The sequence below is a fragment of the Agathobaculum sp. NTUH-O15-33 genome (assembly GCF_033193315.1).
Lineage (GTDB): Bacteria > Bacillota > Clostridia > Oscillospirales > Butyricicoccaceae > Agathobaculum > Agathobaculum faecihominis_A.
Map to the genome: position 1 here is coordinate 1,398,718 of NZ_CP136187.1, position 16,611 is coordinate 1,415,328.

Annotated in this window: 17 protein-coding genes; 6 read left to right on the forward strand and 11 right to left on the reverse strand. The window is 57.6% G+C overall.

Features of this window, described 5'->3' with window-relative positions:
• Positions 1 to 477: 477 nt before the first annotated feature.
• Entirely contained in the window at positions 478 to 1,473 is a 996-nt protein-coding gene (locus tag RWV98_RS07260; protein ID WP_317864857.1) for an SPL family radical SAM protein, read from the reverse strand.
• 423 nt (positions 1,474 to 1,896) lie between these two features.
• Here RWV98_RS07260 and RWV98_RS07265 point away from each other — a divergent pair, with 423 nt between their 5' ends.
• Together RWV98_RS07265 and RWV98_RS07270 are read left to right on the forward strand one after the other, a co-directional pair.
• Complete coding sequence (locus RWV98_RS07265; protein WP_317864859.1) at positions 1,897 to 3,843, forward strand: putative bifunctional diguanylate cyclase/phosphodiesterase; 1,947 nt, start codon at positions 1,897 to 1,899, stop codon at positions 3,841 to 3,843.
• Positions 3,833 to 4,756, forward strand: a complete 924-nt coding sequence (locus RWV98_RS07270) for a magnesium transporter CorA family protein (protein ID WP_317864861.1) — start codon at positions 3,833 to 3,835, stop codon at positions 4,754 to 4,756. The genes RWV98_RS07265 and RWV98_RS07270 overlap by 11 nt, the downstream gene beginning before the upstream one ends.
• Before the next feature lie 20 nt (positions 4,757 to 4,776).
• Here the strand turns inward: RWV98_RS07270 and RWV98_RS07275 are convergent, their stop codons facing one another.
• Positions 4,777 to 5,442: a Crp/Fnr family transcriptional regulator gene (locus RWV98_RS07275; RefSeq protein ID WP_317864863.1), complete on the reverse strand. Its 666-nt coding sequence runs from the start codon at positions 5,440 to 5,442 to the stop codon at positions 4,777 to 4,779.
• Positions 5,443 to 5,540: 98 nt separating this feature from the next.
• On the opposite strand from RWV98_RS07275, the gene RWV98_RS07280 reads away from it, so the two are divergent.
• Positions 5,541 to 6,248: an ATP-binding protein gene (locus tag RWV98_RS07280; RefSeq protein WP_317864865.1), complete on the forward strand. Its 708-nt coding sequence runs from the start codon at positions 5,541 to 5,543 to the stop codon at positions 6,246 to 6,248.
• A gap of 328 nt (positions 6,249 to 6,576) precedes the next feature.
• Here the strand turns inward: RWV98_RS07280 and RWV98_RS07285 are convergent, their stop codons facing one another.
• The gene (locus tag RWV98_RS07285) at positions 6,577 to 7,467 is read right to left on the reverse strand and encodes a VIT1/CCC1 transporter family protein (RefSeq protein WP_317864867.1); all 891 of its coding nucleotides are present in this window, start codon (positions 7,465 to 7,467) and stop codon (positions 6,577 to 6,579) included.
• Between the two features lie 137 nt (positions 7,468 to 7,604).
• Between RWV98_RS07285 and RWV98_RS07290 the strand changes: the two genes are divergently transcribed.
• A complete protein-coding gene (locus RWV98_RS07290; protein ID WP_317864869.1) occupies positions 7,605 to 8,243 on the forward strand; it encodes a hypothetical protein in 639 nt (212 codons plus the stop codon).
• Positions 8,244 to 8,279: 36 nt separating this feature from the next.
• The gene (locus RWV98_RS07295; protein ID WP_317864871.1) at positions 8,280 to 8,690 is read left to right on the forward strand and encodes a peptide deformylase; all 411 of its coding nucleotides are present in this window, start codon (positions 8,280 to 8,282) and stop codon (positions 8,688 to 8,690) included.
• 223 nt (positions 8,691 to 8,913) lie between these two features.
• Here RWV98_RS07295 and RWV98_RS07300 read toward each other — a convergent pair whose 3' ends face one another.
• Positions 8,914 to 9,204, reverse strand: a complete 291-nt coding sequence (locus RWV98_RS07300; RefSeq protein ID WP_317864873.1) for a DUF6809 family protein — start codon at positions 9,202 to 9,204, stop codon at positions 8,914 to 8,916.
• 313 nt (positions 9,205 to 9,517) lie between these two features.
• Positions 9,518 to 9,700 (reverse strand): hypothetical protein, encoded by a 183-nt coding sequence (locus RWV98_RS07305; RefSeq protein WP_280962758.1) that lies wholly within the window; start codon positions 9,698 to 9,700, stop codon positions 9,518 to 9,520.
• A gap of 181 nt (positions 9,701 to 9,881) precedes the next feature.
• On the opposite strand from RWV98_RS07305, the gene RWV98_RS07310 reads away from it, so the two are divergent.
• The gene (locus RWV98_RS07310; RefSeq protein WP_317864874.1) at positions 9,882 to 10,817 is read left to right on the forward strand and encodes a putative PEP-binding protein; all 936 of its coding nucleotides are present in this window, start codon (positions 9,882 to 9,884) and stop codon (positions 10,815 to 10,817) included.
• Positions 10,818 to 10,916: 99 nt separating this feature from the next.
• Here the strand turns inward: RWV98_RS07310 and RWV98_RS07315 are convergent, their stop codons facing one another.
• The 6 genes from RWV98_RS07315 to RWV98_RS07340 are packed head-to-tail and all read right to left on the reverse strand — an operon-like array spanning position 10,917 to position 16,572.
• Positions 10,917 to 12,131, reverse strand: a complete 1,215-nt coding sequence (locus tag RWV98_RS07315; RefSeq protein ID WP_317864876.1) for a sugar ABC transporter permease — start codon at positions 12,129 to 12,131, stop codon at positions 10,917 to 10,919.
• A 59-nt stretch (positions 12,132 to 12,190) separates the two neighbouring features.
• Positions 12,191 to 13,348, reverse strand: a complete 1,158-nt coding sequence (locus RWV98_RS07320) for a substrate-binding domain-containing protein (protein ID WP_317864878.1) — start codon at positions 13,346 to 13,348, stop codon at positions 12,191 to 12,193.
• A gap of 19 nt (positions 13,349 to 13,367) precedes the next feature.
• The gene (locus tag RWV98_RS07325; protein ID WP_317864879.1) at positions 13,368 to 14,111 is read right to left on the reverse strand and encodes an ATP-binding cassette domain-containing protein; all 744 of its coding nucleotides are present in this window, start codon (positions 14,109 to 14,111) and stop codon (positions 13,368 to 13,370) included.
• A gap of 9 nt (positions 14,112 to 14,120) precedes the next feature.
• Positions 14,121 to 14,906, reverse strand: coding sequence for an ATP-binding cassette domain-containing protein (locus tag RWV98_RS07330; protein WP_317864881.1), 786 nt, complete (start codon positions 14,904 to 14,906; stop codon positions 14,121 to 14,123).
• 47 nt (positions 14,907 to 14,953) lie between these two features.
• The gene (locus RWV98_RS07335) at positions 14,954 to 15,442 is read right to left on the reverse strand and encodes an RbsD/FucU domain-containing protein (protein WP_280961871.1); all 489 of its coding nucleotides are present in this window, start codon (positions 15,440 to 15,442) and stop codon (positions 14,954 to 14,956) included.
• Positions 15,443 to 15,498: 56 nt separating this feature from the next.
• Positions 15,499 to 16,572, reverse strand: coding sequence for a phosphotriesterase family protein (locus tag RWV98_RS07340; RefSeq protein WP_317864883.1), 1,074 nt, complete (start codon positions 16,570 to 16,572; stop codon positions 15,499 to 15,501).
• Positions 16,573 to 16,611 lie beyond the last annotated feature (39 nt).

A 16,611-nucleotide genomic window follows, 5' to 3' on the forward strand; every position in this document is an offset into this window, starting at 1 on the left:
CCTTCCCCCAAATGAGGGCATATGCGTAAACTGAAGCAGCGTATGCATTTGGGCTTCCCCCGACGAGGGGAAGCTGGCACGGCGAAGTCGTGACTGATGGGGGGCGCATGAATTGGCAGCATTGATGTGCGTGGCTGCCTATTCGTTACGCCCCCCATTCGTCACGCGCCTGCGGCGCGCGCCACCGCTCGCATATAAATGCCACACCGTGGCAAATAAAGGAGCGAGGGCTACGGCCTCCCCTCGTGGGGGAAGGCTAGATCGCGCGCGCAGCTTAAGTTTACGCTTATGCCTCGTCGGGGGAAGGCCGGATCGCGCGCTTTGGACGAATGTCATTTAAACGAGATAAGATCAACTGGTTCTGTAGGGCGCTCTGTGTGCGCGCTGCTTAAGTTTACGCATATGCCTCGTCGGGGGGAGCCCAAAGGGCGTTTGCTACCCACTTAATACTTGCTCATTCTTATCTTAATGACATTGCTAGCTGACGTACAGGATATGCACGTCGCCCAGCACCCGTTTGATCTCTTGGCGCAAATAGGCTTCTGCCTCGGCGCGGGCCGTGGGGATATAGCAGTACTTGCCCCGGCCCCGGCCGGTCATGAGGCGGCTGTCGTACAGGTCGGGCGCGCCCGGGAACGCGTCGCCGTTAATGGCGCGGTGGACATAGGAGTAGGTCATCAAAATAATCTCCAAAAACATTTGCTTTCGCACCTTTTCCGTGAGGCCCGCGCGAAGCTGCTCCAAAAGCTCGGTGTACAGGGCCTTCCAGCCCTCCACCAGCATGACCGGCGCGATCAACAGCCCGCAGGGGTAGCCCGCCTCGCACATGCGACCCACGGCTTCGATCCGCTTTTGCAGATCCGAGGTGCCAAGCTCGATGCGGCTGATCAGCGGCTGCGGATTGACGCTCATGCGGAAAATGACCTTGCCCCTGTGGGGCAGGTCCAGCAGGCTGTCCACCATGTGAAATTTGCTGGGAAACGTAAGCTTGCCCGCGCCCTCCTCGGCAAAGCGGGGAATGGTGTACAGCAGGTTGCCCGTTATGGTGTTTTCCAGCACCAGATCGCTGTTGCTGCCGATCTCAAAGGTAAGGGGCGTTTCGCTGGCGCGTCCCTTTTTGATCAGGCGGTCCAGCATCTGTTCGCGGTTGACAAACAGGCGCAGGTAGGCGCATTTGTTATAATTGCAAACCAAATAGCAATATAAACACATCGCGGTGCAGCCAGATGAGGTGTAGGGAACCAAATAGTCGGAAACCTTGTGGTTTTCCACATATTTATGGGTCTTACGAATGCCGATAATCAAATTTCGCTTCATTTTGCCAAATTCGGCGTTGGCCTTTTGCTGCATTTCCGAAATGGAATTATGGCTTTCCACCGGTATCCACGGCAGATTAGCAAATTGCGCTTTCAGTTGCCGGCCCAGCTCGTAGGTCAGGCTGTCGGGTTCAAAGTAAACGGCGTCAAAATTCATGCTTTCGTTCCTCATTCCACGTATGATAATCACAGTATGTGCCGGATGGGGCGGGTTCATAATGACTGAAAAGGACGCGTTGCAAAAAAAAGCCCTTCAAATACTTGCCATGCTGAGGAGCAAAGCGACCAAGAATGACAAGCGGGTTTTTTCTATTTTGTAACGCGTCCTTTTTATCCTGATTTTTCTTTGGCGGCGGTTTCGCAAAGCAGGTTGAAAAAATTTGAAATCGTGGTAAAATGAAAAGAAAGTAGATTAAAACACGGCATAAAGGCGCTGGCCGCTTGAAGCGGCGCTGAAATACGTGAAAGACTGCCTGTGGGCAAATACTCCTGCCGCGTGGGCGAATGGCCGGACGCGGCAGGGTTATTTTTGAAAACCGCAAACGCGGGCGCGGGTAGGGGGGATTGGCGGGTGCATGTCATGAGATGGAATATTGCGGCGGAAGCGATCTCCATGGTGATGCTCGGCATCATCTGGGTTTACGCCCGAAAGGGAAGCCATCTTCCCACACTGAAAAACAGGATGTTTCAGGGGTGCCTGCTGGTTACCTTTAGCGCGATTCTGACGAATATCCTGTCCACGCTGATGATCTACCGGTATGACGAAATTCCGCTTTGGCTGACCGGGCTGGTCACCACGGTCTATTATGTTTTGACGCCGCTGATGGGGCTGGCCTATTTCCTTTACACGGTGTCGGTCATCTATCCGGACGCGCAGGACGGGCAGCTGCGGCGCGTCGTCGGCGTTTGGCTGCTGCCCGGCGCGGCTTACGCGCTCATGGTGCTGGTAAACCCGTTCACGCACAGCCTGTTTACCATCGACGAGGCGCGGGGCTATGAACGGGGCCGGTTGGTGTTCGTCACCTATTTGATCTTTTACGCCTACTGTTTGGCAAGCATCGTGGTCACCGTGTACAATCACCGCCGCATCGACCGGAAGATCTACCGCATTCTCGCGGCGTTTCCCGTACTGGCGGTGCTGGTCATTCTGGTGCAGCAGCTTTATCCGGATGTGATCCTGTCCGGTTCGGCGGCGACCTGCGCGCTGCTGATTATTTACCTGCACCTGCAAAACAAGCAGATATCGGTCGATTATCTGACGGGCGTGCCCAACCGGCAGGAGCTTTTGAACATGCTGGGCTATATGATTAAGCGCGCGCCGAACAAACGCTTTGTGCTGGTCGTGGTATCGCTGCGCGATTTTCGCATCATCAACAACACCTGCGGCCAAATCACGGGGGACGAGTTCCTGAAAGAGGTGTGCCGTTTTTTAGTGCAGGCCGGGCCGCGCGACAATGTGTACCGCTTCAGCGGGGATGAATTCGCCTTGCTTTTTACCAATGAGAACGTCGAGCAGATCAAGCGGTGCGTGCGGAGCGTTCAGTCCCGCATGACGCAGCCGTGGCATGCGGCGGATTACCGCTTTGTCCTTTCCGCCGTCATGGGCGTTATCTCCTACAATCGGGGCGATACGCTGGAAAAGACCGTCAGCGCGATCGAATACGCCGTATACGAAGCGAAAACGGGAAAATTCGGACAGGTCTGCTACTGCGATCAAAAAATGCTGGAAAAGCTGGAACGCAGGCGCAGGATCATACAGGTGCTGCGCGAGCAGCTCGCGCGGCAGAGCTTTGAAATGTATTACCAGCCCATCTATTCGGTTAAGACCGGCACCTTCCGCTATGCGGAATCGCTCATGCGCATCCCGCATTCGCCCATCGGGCCGCTCATGCCGTTTGAATTCATCCCCATCGCGGAGGAGACCGGCCTGATCGCCGAGATCACCTACGTGGTGCTGGATAAGGTGTGCCAATATATCAACCGCCTTTTGGCAAAGGGGATCGATGTGGGGGCCATCCACGTCAATTTTTCCGGCGTGCAGTTTAACCAGCCCGATCTGGCCGGGCGGGTGCTGGAAATCATCCGCAGGAACAACACGCCGCCGGGCGCGATCGTGATCGAGTTCACCGAAAGCACGCTGGCCGAAAGCACGCAGGTCGTCACCGCGTTTGCGATGGAGATGATGCAGTACGGCATCAAAATGGGTCTGGACGACTTCGGCACGGGGTATTCCAACATCGCGTCCGTCATCAACATTCCGTTCGGCACGGTCAAGCTCGATAAAAGTCTGGTCTGGGTGTCCATGGAAAGTGAAAAATCCGCGCTGGCGATCAAAAACCTGTCCCGCACGTTCACGGAGCTGGGCATGAAGGTGGTGGCGGAGGGCGTGGAGACCGATGCGCAGCGGCAGCTCGTCGTCGATTTCGGCGTGGATCAGATTCAGGGCTTTTACTACGCAAAGCCCATGCCGGCCGATGAAATGGAGGATTTTATGCTGAAGCATCAGGGGGATACGCATGGCGATTAAGTATCGGCTCGGCTCCCGCCTTGTGGCGGAGGGGGCGGCGGCGCATAACGCCGCGGACAGCGCGTGCGCGCTCGTCGAGGTGCTGAGCGGGGAAGAGGCGAACGCCGAACCAAGGCTTGTCAAAGAGGTGTTCCCCTTTGTCAAGCGGCGGCAGGACACGCACTTTTCCAAGATCGAGGTGCACGCGGATTTTCTGTACGGCGCCTTTGCGATCCCGGCGAAAAAGGGCGGCAGCGGCACGCATTTCAGCTATATCGTATTCCGGGACAGCGTGATTTTTATCGACGACAGCGGTTTTGTGAAAAAGCAGCTGCAAACGATGGGGCAAACCATCGTGCGCGAAAAGTGCGGTCTGGGCTTTTTCCTTTCGGATTTTATCGATCTGCTCATTTCGGACGACCTGTTGTTTTTGACCGGCGTGGAAAGCCAGCTCGCCCATATGGAGGACGAGGTGTACGAGGGCGCGCCGGAAAATTTCAGCCACCGCGTCATGGCTTGCCGCAGGCGCGTGGTGAAGTTCGCGCACTATTATTTGCAGCTTTTGGATATCGGCAACATCTTGCAGCGGGACGATCTCGGATTTTTCACGGCGTACGAGCAGCAGTCGTTCGACCGCCTTGTCGGGCACGTCGGCCGTTTGCACAGCGAAACGATGCTGCTGCGGGAATACTGCACGCAGGTGGGCGAGGTCTATCAGTCCCAGCTCGATATCCATCAAAATAAAATCATGAAGATTCTGACCATCGTCACCACGATCTTTCTGCCGCTCACGCTGATCGTGGGCTGGTACGGCATGAATTTTACCAATATGCCCGAGCTGCGCTGGCAGTACGGCTATCCGGCCATGATCTTGCTCAGCGCAGTCATCGTCGTGTGGTGCGTTCATATCTGTCGAAAAAAGCATTTTTTCTAAGCAAGGCTTGCCGCAAAAATTCAAATATGGTGGCCGGTCAGGCAAAAGTGGTTTTTGTTCACCGTCAGCAAACCGTCGCGCTGCATTTTTCCAAGCTCGCCTGAGAGCGCGCTGCGGTCCACGCTCAGATAATCGGCAAGCTGCTGGCGGTTGAAGGGAATTTCAAATTCGTTTTTGCCCTGACGCAGCGCCTGCTCGGACAGGTAGGAGAGCAGCCGCCCGCGTATGGTTTTGGAAGAGGTGTGAAAAATACGCCGCGACAGAATCAGATTCTTCTGCGCCGCGATGCGGAGCAGGTTGCGGATCAGCCGCGTATGGTGCGCGCAGGCGTTCGGGCATGTTTGAAGCAGGCGGCTGACATCCAGAAACAAGATTTCGCAGTCCTCCGCCGCGATCACGCTCACCATCAGCGGTTCGCCGGGCACGCACGCGTAGGATTCCGCGAACACCTGCCCCGGCCCCGCGTGGTCTAAAATGCTTCTGTTGCCCCATACATCGTCGTTTTCAATGCGCACCCCGCCCGACAGCACCAGCCCCATGCTCCGCGCCGGATCGCCCGCGCGGCAGATCACGCTGCCCTTCGACAGCTTTTTCAATACCGCGCCCAGACAGTCCAGCATGGCGCGCACCTCTTCTTCATCAGCGCCGAAAAACAGCGGCGTTTTCGCTAAAAAAGAAACATTCATTTTTCGCTCCTTTGTTGTTATAACAACAGCTTTGCTGGTTTGATTTTAGTATACTGGGTTTACAAAGTCAAGCATGGCCCATAAAGGAGGAAATGAAAATGCTTCGTAAGATTATTCAGATAGAGGAAGAAAAGTGCAACGGCTGCGGCCTGTGCGCCAAGGCCTGCCATGAGGGCGCGATCGGCATGGTGAACGGCAAAGCCCGCCTGCTGCGGGATGATTACTGCGACGGTCTGGGCGATTGCCTGCCCACCTGTCCGACCGGGGCGATCACCTTTGTCCGGCGCGAAGCCGCCGCCTATGACGAAGCGGCGGTACAGGCGAACAAGGCAAAGAAGGAATTGGGGGAACAGCCGCCGCTGCCCTGCGGCTGCCCGGGCAGTCAGTCCCGCGCGCTGGGCGGCGGGGAAGCGCCCGCCGCGGCCGCACCCGCGCCGGCGGCGTCCGCGCTGCGCCAGTGGCCGGTGCAGATCAAGCTGGCCCCGGTGAACGCGCCGTATTTTGACGGCGCGAACCTGCTGATCGCCGCCGACTGCGCCGCCTATGCCTATGGCAACTTTCATCAGGATTTTATGCGCGGCAAGGTCGCGCTGATCGGCTGCCCCAAGCTGGACGAGGGCGATTACAGCGAAAAGCTGACGGTCATCCTGCGCGAAAATAAGATCAAAAGTCTGACGGTCGTCCGCATGGAGGTACCGTGCTGCGGCGGCATCGAGCACGCGGCGGTCACGGCGCTGCAAAACAGCGGCAAATTCATTCCGTGGCAGGTCGTCACCCTGTCGGTGGATGGACGCGTACTGGATTAAAGTCAAAAAGGGCCGGGTGACCCCACCAATGTCATTTCGTTAAGGGAAACGCATAGGAAAAAACAAGGGAATCACCGAGCTAGTAGGGCGCGACGCCTCGGCGCGCCGTCTCGAAGGGACGTAACACTTCCTGAGAAACCATGTCCCCTCGCTCGGCCATACCAGCCTGTTTGATGCTCCCACTTATCCCGGTGCTTCGCTCTCGGCGCGCCGAGGGCGGCGCGCCCTACATGTTCTGTGCTTGCGTTATCTTTTTATCTTGCCTGACCTTATCTTAAATGACATTGGGTTAATACCCGGCCCTTTCGCATGTTGCAGAGCGCGACCGTCAAAGCGCGTCGATGCCGAGCACGTTTTTCGCCACGATGCCGATCACGAAGGAGATCACCGCGACGGAAAGCGAGATCAGCGCCATTTCAAGAAAGTGCCTAAGGAAAGGCTCCTCCTTGGCTACCGACAGATAATAATTGAAAAACAGGATGATGAGCAGCACGGTCGTGATCATCACGGCGAAAGCGGCCACATACATGCCTGTGGGGAACAGCAGATAGGGCAGCACGAGCAGCGCCACCGTAATGAGATAGGCCGCGCCCGTGTACAGGCTGGATTTAAAAGCCGTGCTGTTGCCATCCGCCCGTTCGGCCAGATAGTTGGACGCCGCCATGGAAAGCGTGGCCGAAATGCCGGTGATGATGCCGGTCATGGCGACCAGCCGGGTGTTGGCCAGCGCAAAGGTCACGCCCGCGATCGCGCCGGTCAGCTCCACCAGCGCGTCGTTCAGGCCCAGCACCATCGAACCGACGTAGTGCAGCCGTTCCTCGTCCAGCATACCGTAAAGCTCTTTTTCGTGCGCGCGTTCGTCCTCCAGCATACGGGCCGCCTGCGGCAGCGTTTGCTTCATCTGCTCATAGCGGGCCTGACCGAGCCGTTCGTCCTTTTGCATCCGCTTTACGACAAAGGTAAAGCCTAATAGGATCGAAAGCAGCTTCAGTATCATCAGGCGCCAGCGGCTGGGCTTCCAGCTCTTCGCCGGATAGGCCCTTCCAAACCGTCGCGTGCTTTTTTTTTCATCCGCCGCCATCTGCTCGAAAAGCTTGCGGTTTTGCTCGTCCTTCTGGCGGGTGGCCAAGTAGCCGTAAAGCAGCGCGCCGGTCTCTTCGTCAACCTGCGCCTTGCGCACGGCTTGCCGCATCGCGGGATCAAGTTTCGGTCTGTTCATATCGTACCCCCTGTGCTATAATAGCGGTAGCGGCGGCGCGTCGGAAGGGCTGGCGGCCGCGAAAATACCCCTTTTCTGTATTTTACCACGGTAGGGCGCTTTTTACCATAGCGGCGCCCGTGTGAAGGAGCGAAAACATGCATTCCACCCCACATAAGCTGCAAAATACCGCGCGTTCGTTTTCTTTTGTGTTCCTCCTCGGCCTGCTCGCGGGCGTAGTAACCAGACTTTCGGACTTTTTTCCGTACGAGGGGAGTCTGTGGAGCTTTGCCTCCATTGCCACGCTGTTCGGATTCTGGATGGTCACGGTCACGCTCGTCATCTGCTTTAGCTCGTCAAACGGTAATGCGGCGCTGAACGTGTTCCTGTACCTGTTTGGTATGACGCTTGCTTTTTACGGCCTGCAATACGTGCTCGGCTTGTTTTTGCCGCGTTTTTCGCAGGTATCCTTCCAGTGGAGCCTGTTTGCGATGTATACGGTGTTTTCGCTGGTTTGCGCCGTCATCAGCTTTGTGCTGTATTTCTGGAACCGGGGCGGGCTTGCGGGCAGCCTGCTGTACGCGCTGCCCGTCGCGGGGCTGGCGGCGGAAACGCTCGGCACGGGCGCTTACCTGTATGTCCACCATATGCTGCTGTTTCAGTTTTTGTTCGATCTGGCCGGGGCGCTGGCGTTCGGCGTTTGCTTTTACCGCCGTGCGGCGCGCAAGGGACCCTATCTGGTCACCGTAGCTGTCGTGGCGCTGATCGGTTATTTTCTGTTCTACCGCCCGTTTTGATAATATAAGTGCCGGCCAATGCAAAGGAGTAAAGCCATGGTAAGACCGATCATGAAGGACGAAGCGTTTTTAAAGCAGCCCTCGGAACCCGCGGTCGAAGCGGACATGCCTGTCGCGCGTGATCTGCTGGACACGCTGAAAGCCAATGCGTCGCACTGCGTGGGCATGGCCGCGAACATGATCGGCGAGACAAAGCGCATCATTGCCGTGGACGACGAAGGCGGCTATCTATTGATGTTCAACCCCGAGATCATCGAGCGCAGCGGGCCTTATGAAGCAGAGGAAGGGTGCCTGTCCCTGACCGGCACACGCAAAACCACACGCTATAAAAAGATAACCGTGCGCTATCAAAACCGCGTTTTCCGCGAGCGGGAGCGCACCTTCCGCGACTGGACGGCGCAAATCGTCCAGCACGAGATCGACCACTGCAACGGCGTGATTATATAAGGGCATTTTGTCAAGAGGAATTTTTTTAGGGGTGGAACGAAAAAAAAGGGACTGCCGCGCGACGCAATGTCATTCAGATAAGGTCAGGCAAGAGAAAAAGGTAACGCAAGCACAAAACATGTAGGGCGCGAGAAGGTGAATCCCTTGTTTTTTTTCATGCGTTTCCCTTAACGAAATGACATTGGCCGCGTGGCAGTCCCCTTTTTGCGGTCTATTCATTTTCTCAATCTGTCAATCGCTTTTCTTTAAAGCCATATATGTCAATCATCATCAGCACACCCATACAAAAGCTGTATTCAAAAAGGTCTACCTCTTCGATTATGCTGCATTGCGCTTGCAGGTTTCCCATTTCTTCAAACTTGTTATACTCTTCGGGAGATAACAGTTTTTCAAAATGCTTTTTTATGTCGCTGATTTTTCGCGTAAGTGGGGTATAGGCGGGGTCTTGTGTGCGTCCGCGTTCCCACGGTACAAGGTTGCCGAAATACAGGTCATACATAGAGGACTTGCTCATTCGTTCGCCCCCTTGCTAAGAATAAATTCCTCGTCGTTCCGTTTCGCGTCAAGTGCTACAGCGGTTTGATCTATGGTATCGATAGCTTTCCTGTATTCGGGATTTCCACGGTATATCGCGGGGTTGACACACAGTGCATCATCCGCAAACGCGTCTAAAATTTTTCCCATTCAAATTTTGTCCTTTCTTGGTGGTTCCGATATTGCTTGAAAGGGAAGACGACGCATGATATAATATTTACGTCGCTTTTGCTTTCGGGCAACAGTCGGCTGGGGAAGTGGCGTGTATCTTTGTTGGAGTGCGCCGCTTCCTTTTATTTTTGTTCTTGTAGGCTCTCATACAAAGTCTGAACACCACGCCGCAAAACTTCCGAGCGTGTTATACTGAGTTTTTTCATGCAGAACTCAATTTTTTCCATTGTATCTTTGTCGGCTCTTGTTTTGATTTGGGTGTCTAATGGCTTTTCCGGGTGAGGGCCAGGTTTTTTTCGTGCCAATAAACTTCACCTCCATTTTGGGGCACAAGTTAATCTTACAACTTGGGGCCCAAAATGTCAAGCGTTGTCTTTATCCAAGTCTTTTATTTATTTTCACGCAGGGCTTGCTTTTATAGCTAATTTATTTTATAATTAAATTAATATATATAATAAATAAACGCAAAGGAAAGGAAGGAGCAAGATGAAGCAATATATATACGCCCATTCCGCCGGGGAGCAGGCGGCAGGGGAACGGATATACCTGTGCAGCGACGACCGGCTCAAGGACGGCGTGGTATCCCGCGCCAGCCTGCAAAAGCTGCTGCTGACGCCGGAAGCGGACGAAGCGCTGGAAAAGCGGTTCGAGCAGGCGCAGACAATGCTGTGGGCGGAGCAGTTCGCAGCCTGCGGGGAGCGGGACACGGTCGTCCGCTTGCCGGATATGCTGTTCGATTGCCTGCTCCCGCAAAACGAAGCGGAGTTTCGCTGCGTCGCGGAGCTGTTTCACTGTGAGGAACAGGCGCTGCGGGAGGAAGCGGAGCGCCTGACCGCGCGCCACCGGCTGTCCGGCTGCGAGCAATACCGTTTTGCGCCGCAGTACGTGCGGCTGTTTGAATTGCAGATCCGCTCGATCATCAAGGGCGCGGAGCAGGGCGGTCTGCAAAAAATATCCCTGCTGCTGCCCTATAGCGGCAACTGGGAGGAGGTGCGGCTGCTCTGCGCGCTGACCGATGGGATCGCGGCGGAATCGGTCATCACCTGCCCGCTTGGGCTAGAGATCACAACGCCGCGCGCGGCGTGCGTCACCAAGGAGTACGTGGCGACGATGGATTTTCTGGTGTTCGACACCGAATCGCTCACGCAGACCATGTACGGCATCGCGGCGCGGGACGCGGAGGACGCGATCGACCACTACATGCGGGAAGGCCTGTTCGAGCACAGCCCGTTTTGCTCGTTCGACCAGACGGGGCTGGGCACGCTGCTGCTGCTCGCCATCCGGGGCGCGCGGGCGATCAAGCCCACGGCGGGCATCGGCCTGAAGGGCAAGCCCGCGCACGAACCGGTCGGCCTTGCGTTTTGCCGGGAAAACAAAGTCGATATGCTGTTCACCGACCGCGCGGTGGAACTGACTGGCTGAACGTCGTGCCCACGCAAGTTTTTTATCGCAACATAAAAAGTAGGAGGCTTCCGTTTCGGAAGCCTCCTACTTTTAAAGAGAGAAGAAAAGAGCGAATGATTAACGACGGTTGGTCGAAGCGTTTACGATAAAAGCGTCCAGCACGACCGCCGCGACAAGGATCGCGCCCTGTACGACAAGGCGGGTTGAGGTCTCCGCGCCGATCAGGTACATGCCGTTCGCGAGGCTGCCCATCACGAGCGAGCCGAGCAGCACGCCCCAGATGTTGCCCTTGCCGCCGGTCAGGCTGGCGCCGCCGAGCACGCACGCCGCGATCGAGTTCATCATGATGCTGTCGTCGATCGAGGAGATGGAAACGCTTTGCACGCGGGAAGCCGCGATCAGCCCGGCGAACGCGAATACCGCGCCCGAGATGATAAAGGCCGCCCATTTGGTGTTTTTCACGCTGATACCCGCGCGGCGCACGGCTTCCGGGTTGCTGCCGAGCGCGTACAGATGCACGCCGAAGCGCGTCTGCGTGAGCAGGTAGGAGAACGCGGCGAGCAGCACGATCAGCAGCAGCACCGAAAGGTTCAGGCCCTTATAGCGCCGCATGATCTCCAGCACGGCCACGCCGCCGACGAGCACCGCGCCCGTGGGGATGACGACCTTGTTCACAAACTTGACAGGCAGGTTATTTTTGCGCGCCTGCGTGTAGGACTGATAGGTAAGGATGAACAGCACCGCCGTGCCCGCCGCGAGCAGCACGTAGGACAGCCCGCTCGGCAGGTAGGTGGTGGTGAACACGGCCAGCGAGCTGTTCATCAGCGAAATCTGGTTGTGCTCGCGCAGAATGACCAGCAGCAGGCCTTCCAGCGCCATCTGCGAGCCCAGCGTGATGATGAAGGCCGGGGCCGAAAACTTGGTGACGATCCAGCCTTGGAGAAAGCCCACGACCGCGCCGGTCAGGATGCAGGCCGCGAAGCCCGCGAGAAAGGGCAATTCAAAGATGACGCAGATCATCGCGCCGACGGAGGCGCTCACCGCGCTTGCCGCCGCGCAGGAAAGGTCCAGCTCGCCGTGCAGCAGCACGAGAAACAGGCCGATGGACATCACGCCCATGTTGACGATCTGCACCGAAAGGGTGGTCAGGTTGCGCGAGCTGAGAAACGAGGGATTGATCGCCGTGAAAATGACCCAGATCACGACCAGCGCGAAGATGACCGGCAGCATGCGCAGCGGACCGTTCAGAGCTTCCATCACGCGCAGTTTTTTATTTGGTTTGATCTCTGTCGTACGGCTCAGAACGACACTGTCTTTTGTAGTTTCCGCCATGATTACTCCTCCAGCAAAAGCAAAGTTTAGCCGCCGGCCCGCCGATCGGCGGACCGTTATTATTTTAGGGTCTTGGCGACCTCGTCGATCGCTTGCTGCGTGGCGACGCCCGCGTCGACGATCTCCGCCTTCAGGTTATCCTTGGTGATCAGCAGCGTGGGCACCAGAATTTGCGGCAAGCCGTCGGGTGAATCGTTATCGTACACACGGTCGGCCATGTCGGCGGGGCACTTGCCGTCGCGCAGCCAAGTGGCGCAAACCTCGGCGACCTTCTGGGCCTGCGTTTCGTAGTCGGGCAGTACGTCGGCCGCCTGCCAGCCCTCCTGCACGCGGGCCAGTCCCTGTACGGTGGAGTCGCAGCCGCCGAGCAGGGCCACGTCGTGCACCATGCCTTGCTCCTGCAGCGTCGCGACGACGCCGGTCAGCAGGTCGTCGTTCATGCTGATGACCACGTCTACGTCATTGCCGGTCTGCGTCAGCATTTGCTCGGTAACGGGCTGCGCGCTGGCCGCCGTCCAGTCGTTGGTATCGGCTTCAAAGACGATTTCGACCTTGCCCTCTTCCGCCCACTTGTCGAGCGTTGCATGGTAGGTATCCTTGAGATCGTTATAGAACGGGGAGCCGGTCGCGCCCCAGATACCGGCGACCTTGACGACGCCGTCCGCGTTCGGCAGAATGTTTTCCTCCATGTATTTTAGGTACTGTTCCGCGATGGCGGGGAAGGGGGTGGTGACCATCATTTCGCATTTGCCGCCGTAGGGCGTGTGCGACAGCGCGCAGAAGGGAACGCCCTCGTCGTTGAGCAGTTGCAGCGCGCCCGCCGCGCTGAGCTCCTCGGCCGGGGCGTAGACCAGAAAATCACAGCCCGCGGTGATCGCGCCTTCAATTTGCTGCAACTGCTTTTGCGCGTCGCCTTCCGCGTCCAGCACCTTTAGCTCCATGTTGGGCGCGTAGGTTTTCAGCCACTTTTCAATGAAGGGCGCGTCAAAGTTGGGCCAGCGGGAGATGGTGCCGTCGGGAATGGCGAAATAGACCGTGCCCTCGCCGTCGTAGATCACATCGCCCTCGGCCGGTTGCCCGCCGCTCGGCGTGCCGGACGGCGCTGCGGTACTTCCCTCCGCGTCCGGCGCTTTGCCGGAGGAACAGCCGGTCAGCAGTAACGTGCATGTAAAGCAGAGCATGGATAGCAGCACGAGCGCGCGATGGAACTTTTTCATGAGAAGCCTCCCTTTCTTTTTAAGACGAATGGATACCCGTAATGTGCGCGACCAGATCGTCGCGCGTAAACGTGCCGCCTTCCAGCACGCTTTCGATCTCGCCGATGCGCAGCACGACAGCGCGGTCGGCGGATTTGACGACCTCGTCCAAATCCTGCGACACGACCACCACCGCGTGGCCGGAGTCCCGCAGCGAGCGGGTCAATTTGGATACCTGCTTGCGCTGGATAACGCCGAGCGCGGCGGTCGGCTCGTCGAGCAGCACCACCTTGGAGGGCAGCAGCAGCGCCTTGGCAATGGCGACCGCCTGCCGCTGGCCGCCCGAGCGCGTGCCGACCGGGGCCGAGGGGTTGGGCACGTTGGAGCCGATCTCCCCGAACAGGTCGCGCGTCCGGCGCTCCATGCTCTCGTGGTTCAGGCGCGCCGCGCGGGTCAGTTCGTTGCCTAAAAAAATGTTTTGGAACGCGTTTAAATCGTTGCAGAGCGATAGGTCCTGATATACCGTGAAAATGCCCATGCCCTGCGCCTGCTTGGGGGTCGCGATGCGGACGGGCTTGCCCTCGAAGAGGATTTCGCTTTCCGCGTTCGGTATGACCGCGCCGGAAAGAATGTTGACGAGCGTCGATTTGCCCGCGCCGTTGTCGCCGACGATAAACAGCAATTCGCCCTCGTGAATGGACAGGCTCACATCGTTTAAGGCGCGCACGCCGCCGTAATCCTTGGTCAGGCGCCGCAGCTCCACGATCGGTTTTTCATTTTTCATGCGCGTCTCCTATTCTTCGTCGAGGAAGGTGTTCGAGCCCGTGATCTCCGCGACGACGCGCTCGGTCGTGATCTCGGCCCGCTGTATTTCGGCCACTTTTTCGCCCAGACGGAATACGACCACCTTGTCGCAAATGGGGAACACCTCGGCCAGATCGTGCGAAACCACCACCACGCCCACGTTTTTTTCGCGCAGGCCCATGATGAGCTTGGAGACCTGCTGCCGCTGCTTGAGACCAAGATTGGCCAGCGGTTCGTCCAGCAGCACCACGTCGGGCGCGCCGAGCATGGCCCGCGCGATGGCGACCGCCTGCCGCTGCCCGCCGGAAAGCGCGCCGGCGTTTGCGCGCACGCTCTGTATTTCGATGCCGAGCTCGTCCAGACACTGCTGGGCGACGCGCTCCATCTCGGCCTCGTTCAAACGGCCCGCGCGCGTGATCTCGCGCCCGAGGAACAAGTTCTGCACGATGTCCAGATTGTCGCAAAGCGCCAAATCCTGATATACCGTCTGAATGCCCAGCTCCACCGAATCGAGCGTGTTGTGGATCGAAACCGGCTTGCCGTTGAACCGGATTTCGCCTTCCTCAGGGATGTTAACGCCCGATATGACCTTTAAAAAGGTCGATTTGCCCGCGCCGTTATCGCCCACCAGCACGGTGACTTCGCCGCGGCGCACCTCCATGTCCACATCGATCAGCGCCTGCACGCCGCCAAAGTATTTCGAGATGTGCCGGAGCGATAAAAGCGGCGTGTCGACACGGTCGATGTCGAGGACCGTCGTATGTTGTGCTTTCATAAGTACTGCTGTTCACCTCCAGCTTTCTCACAGCGTTTGCGGGGCGGTCACTTCCGGTCCTTTTTGGGCACGGTGGTAAATTTGGTTTCGCCGAGCAGCACCTTAATGTCGATATCCGCGCTCGGATAGCCCGCGATCAGCACGGCCTGCGCGTGGATGCCGATATCGCCGGTCTGGACCACGGCCTTGCAGCGGTCGCGCAGCTCGTAGTATTCGGGCGCGTAGTTGATCTGGCGCACCTTGTTTTCACCGAACAGCTCGACCAGCGTGCCGTAATCCTTGGGGTTTTGGTCTGGCATATCCTCGGTGATGATCGCGCCCTCGAAATCGCCCGCTTCGGCAAGCGTGCGGACCACATCCTCAAACGTGGGCGAGCCGGTCACCACCTCAAGGTCGAGGTATTCCACGCTCTCGTCCAGCGGGTACAGCGCTTTGGAACAGGTTCCGCTGCCGGAATCCGCGATAAACAGCATTTCGCCGTGCCGGATCGATGCGACGATTGCCGCCAGTCTCTCGTTTAAAATTCTTCTTTTCATGTGAGGTGCCCCCTTAAAAATTTATAATGCAAATGGAATAACGTTTTCATGCCGCCCTAGGCGTCGCGATCGATCGCGAGCACGCGCGCCGGATTGTCCACATTGAACAATCGGCAGGTGTGCGGCTCCAAACCGGCTTCCGCCAGATAACGCTGGAAATCGGTCAGCACGTGGCTGTAGCCCCAGCCGCCGTATTTGCGCAGAAAGTGCTTGAGCCCCTGATCGTGCGACAGCAGGATACGGTCGGCAAAGCCGCGGCCACACAGGCGGCGAATCGCCACGGTGCGCTGCAGATCGGTCGGCAGCACCCAAGAGCCTTGCTCCTTTTTGTAAACGGTCGTGTTGCCGCACAGCTCAAATTCCAGATAGCAGCCCCGGTTGCCAAGGCTTACGATGTAGTCCACGCCCTCGTCAAATTCGATATCCTTATGCGCGAGCGCGAAATCCAAATGACCTAGGATAATTTTATCCGGTGAAACGCCTTCTTCCTTTACCAGAATATCGAGCACCTCGTGTCCGCGCCGCGCGCCGGGGTCAAGGTGGATGGTAATGGCAAGTCCGGTCTCGCGCTGGGCGCGCGCTGCGGCGCGCAGCACCTTAATCTCGTCCTGTGTCATAAGGTAGCTCGTGCCGATCTCGCCGATGACGCCGGGGCGGATATCCGTGCCGTCCAGCCCGTTTCGGATTTCCGCAATATACTGCGCGGCAAGCTGGTCGGCCGAGGCGGCGCGCACATAGTCCGGCAGGGTGGGATCGATGTAGTGGCCCGTGCCGCAGATGATGTGCAGCCCCGTTCGGCGCGATACCTCGGCGAGCCGCCGTACATCGCGGCCAATGCCTTCAAGCGTTACCTCGGTGATCGTGCGGCCGCCGGCGGCTTTGAAAACGGCCAGCTCCTCGAGCGCGGTGTCCATGTCGGTCAGCCGGCATTCGTCGCGGTTGGCGTAGGGATTGACGCGCATGGACCATAGGTTTTGCAGCGTGACCGGCTCTTCCATAAAACGACGTTCCGCTTCGTTTTGCGGCGGCAGCAGAAAACAGGTGAAGTCGCAGAAAATGTGCTCGTGCGTCAAGGTTGGGCCAAGCGCGCTGGGGGATACCGGCCCCCGTACGGTCATTGCATGTGCCATTATCATTCCTCCTGTTTTTTTGTCTTGCATGCACAAAAA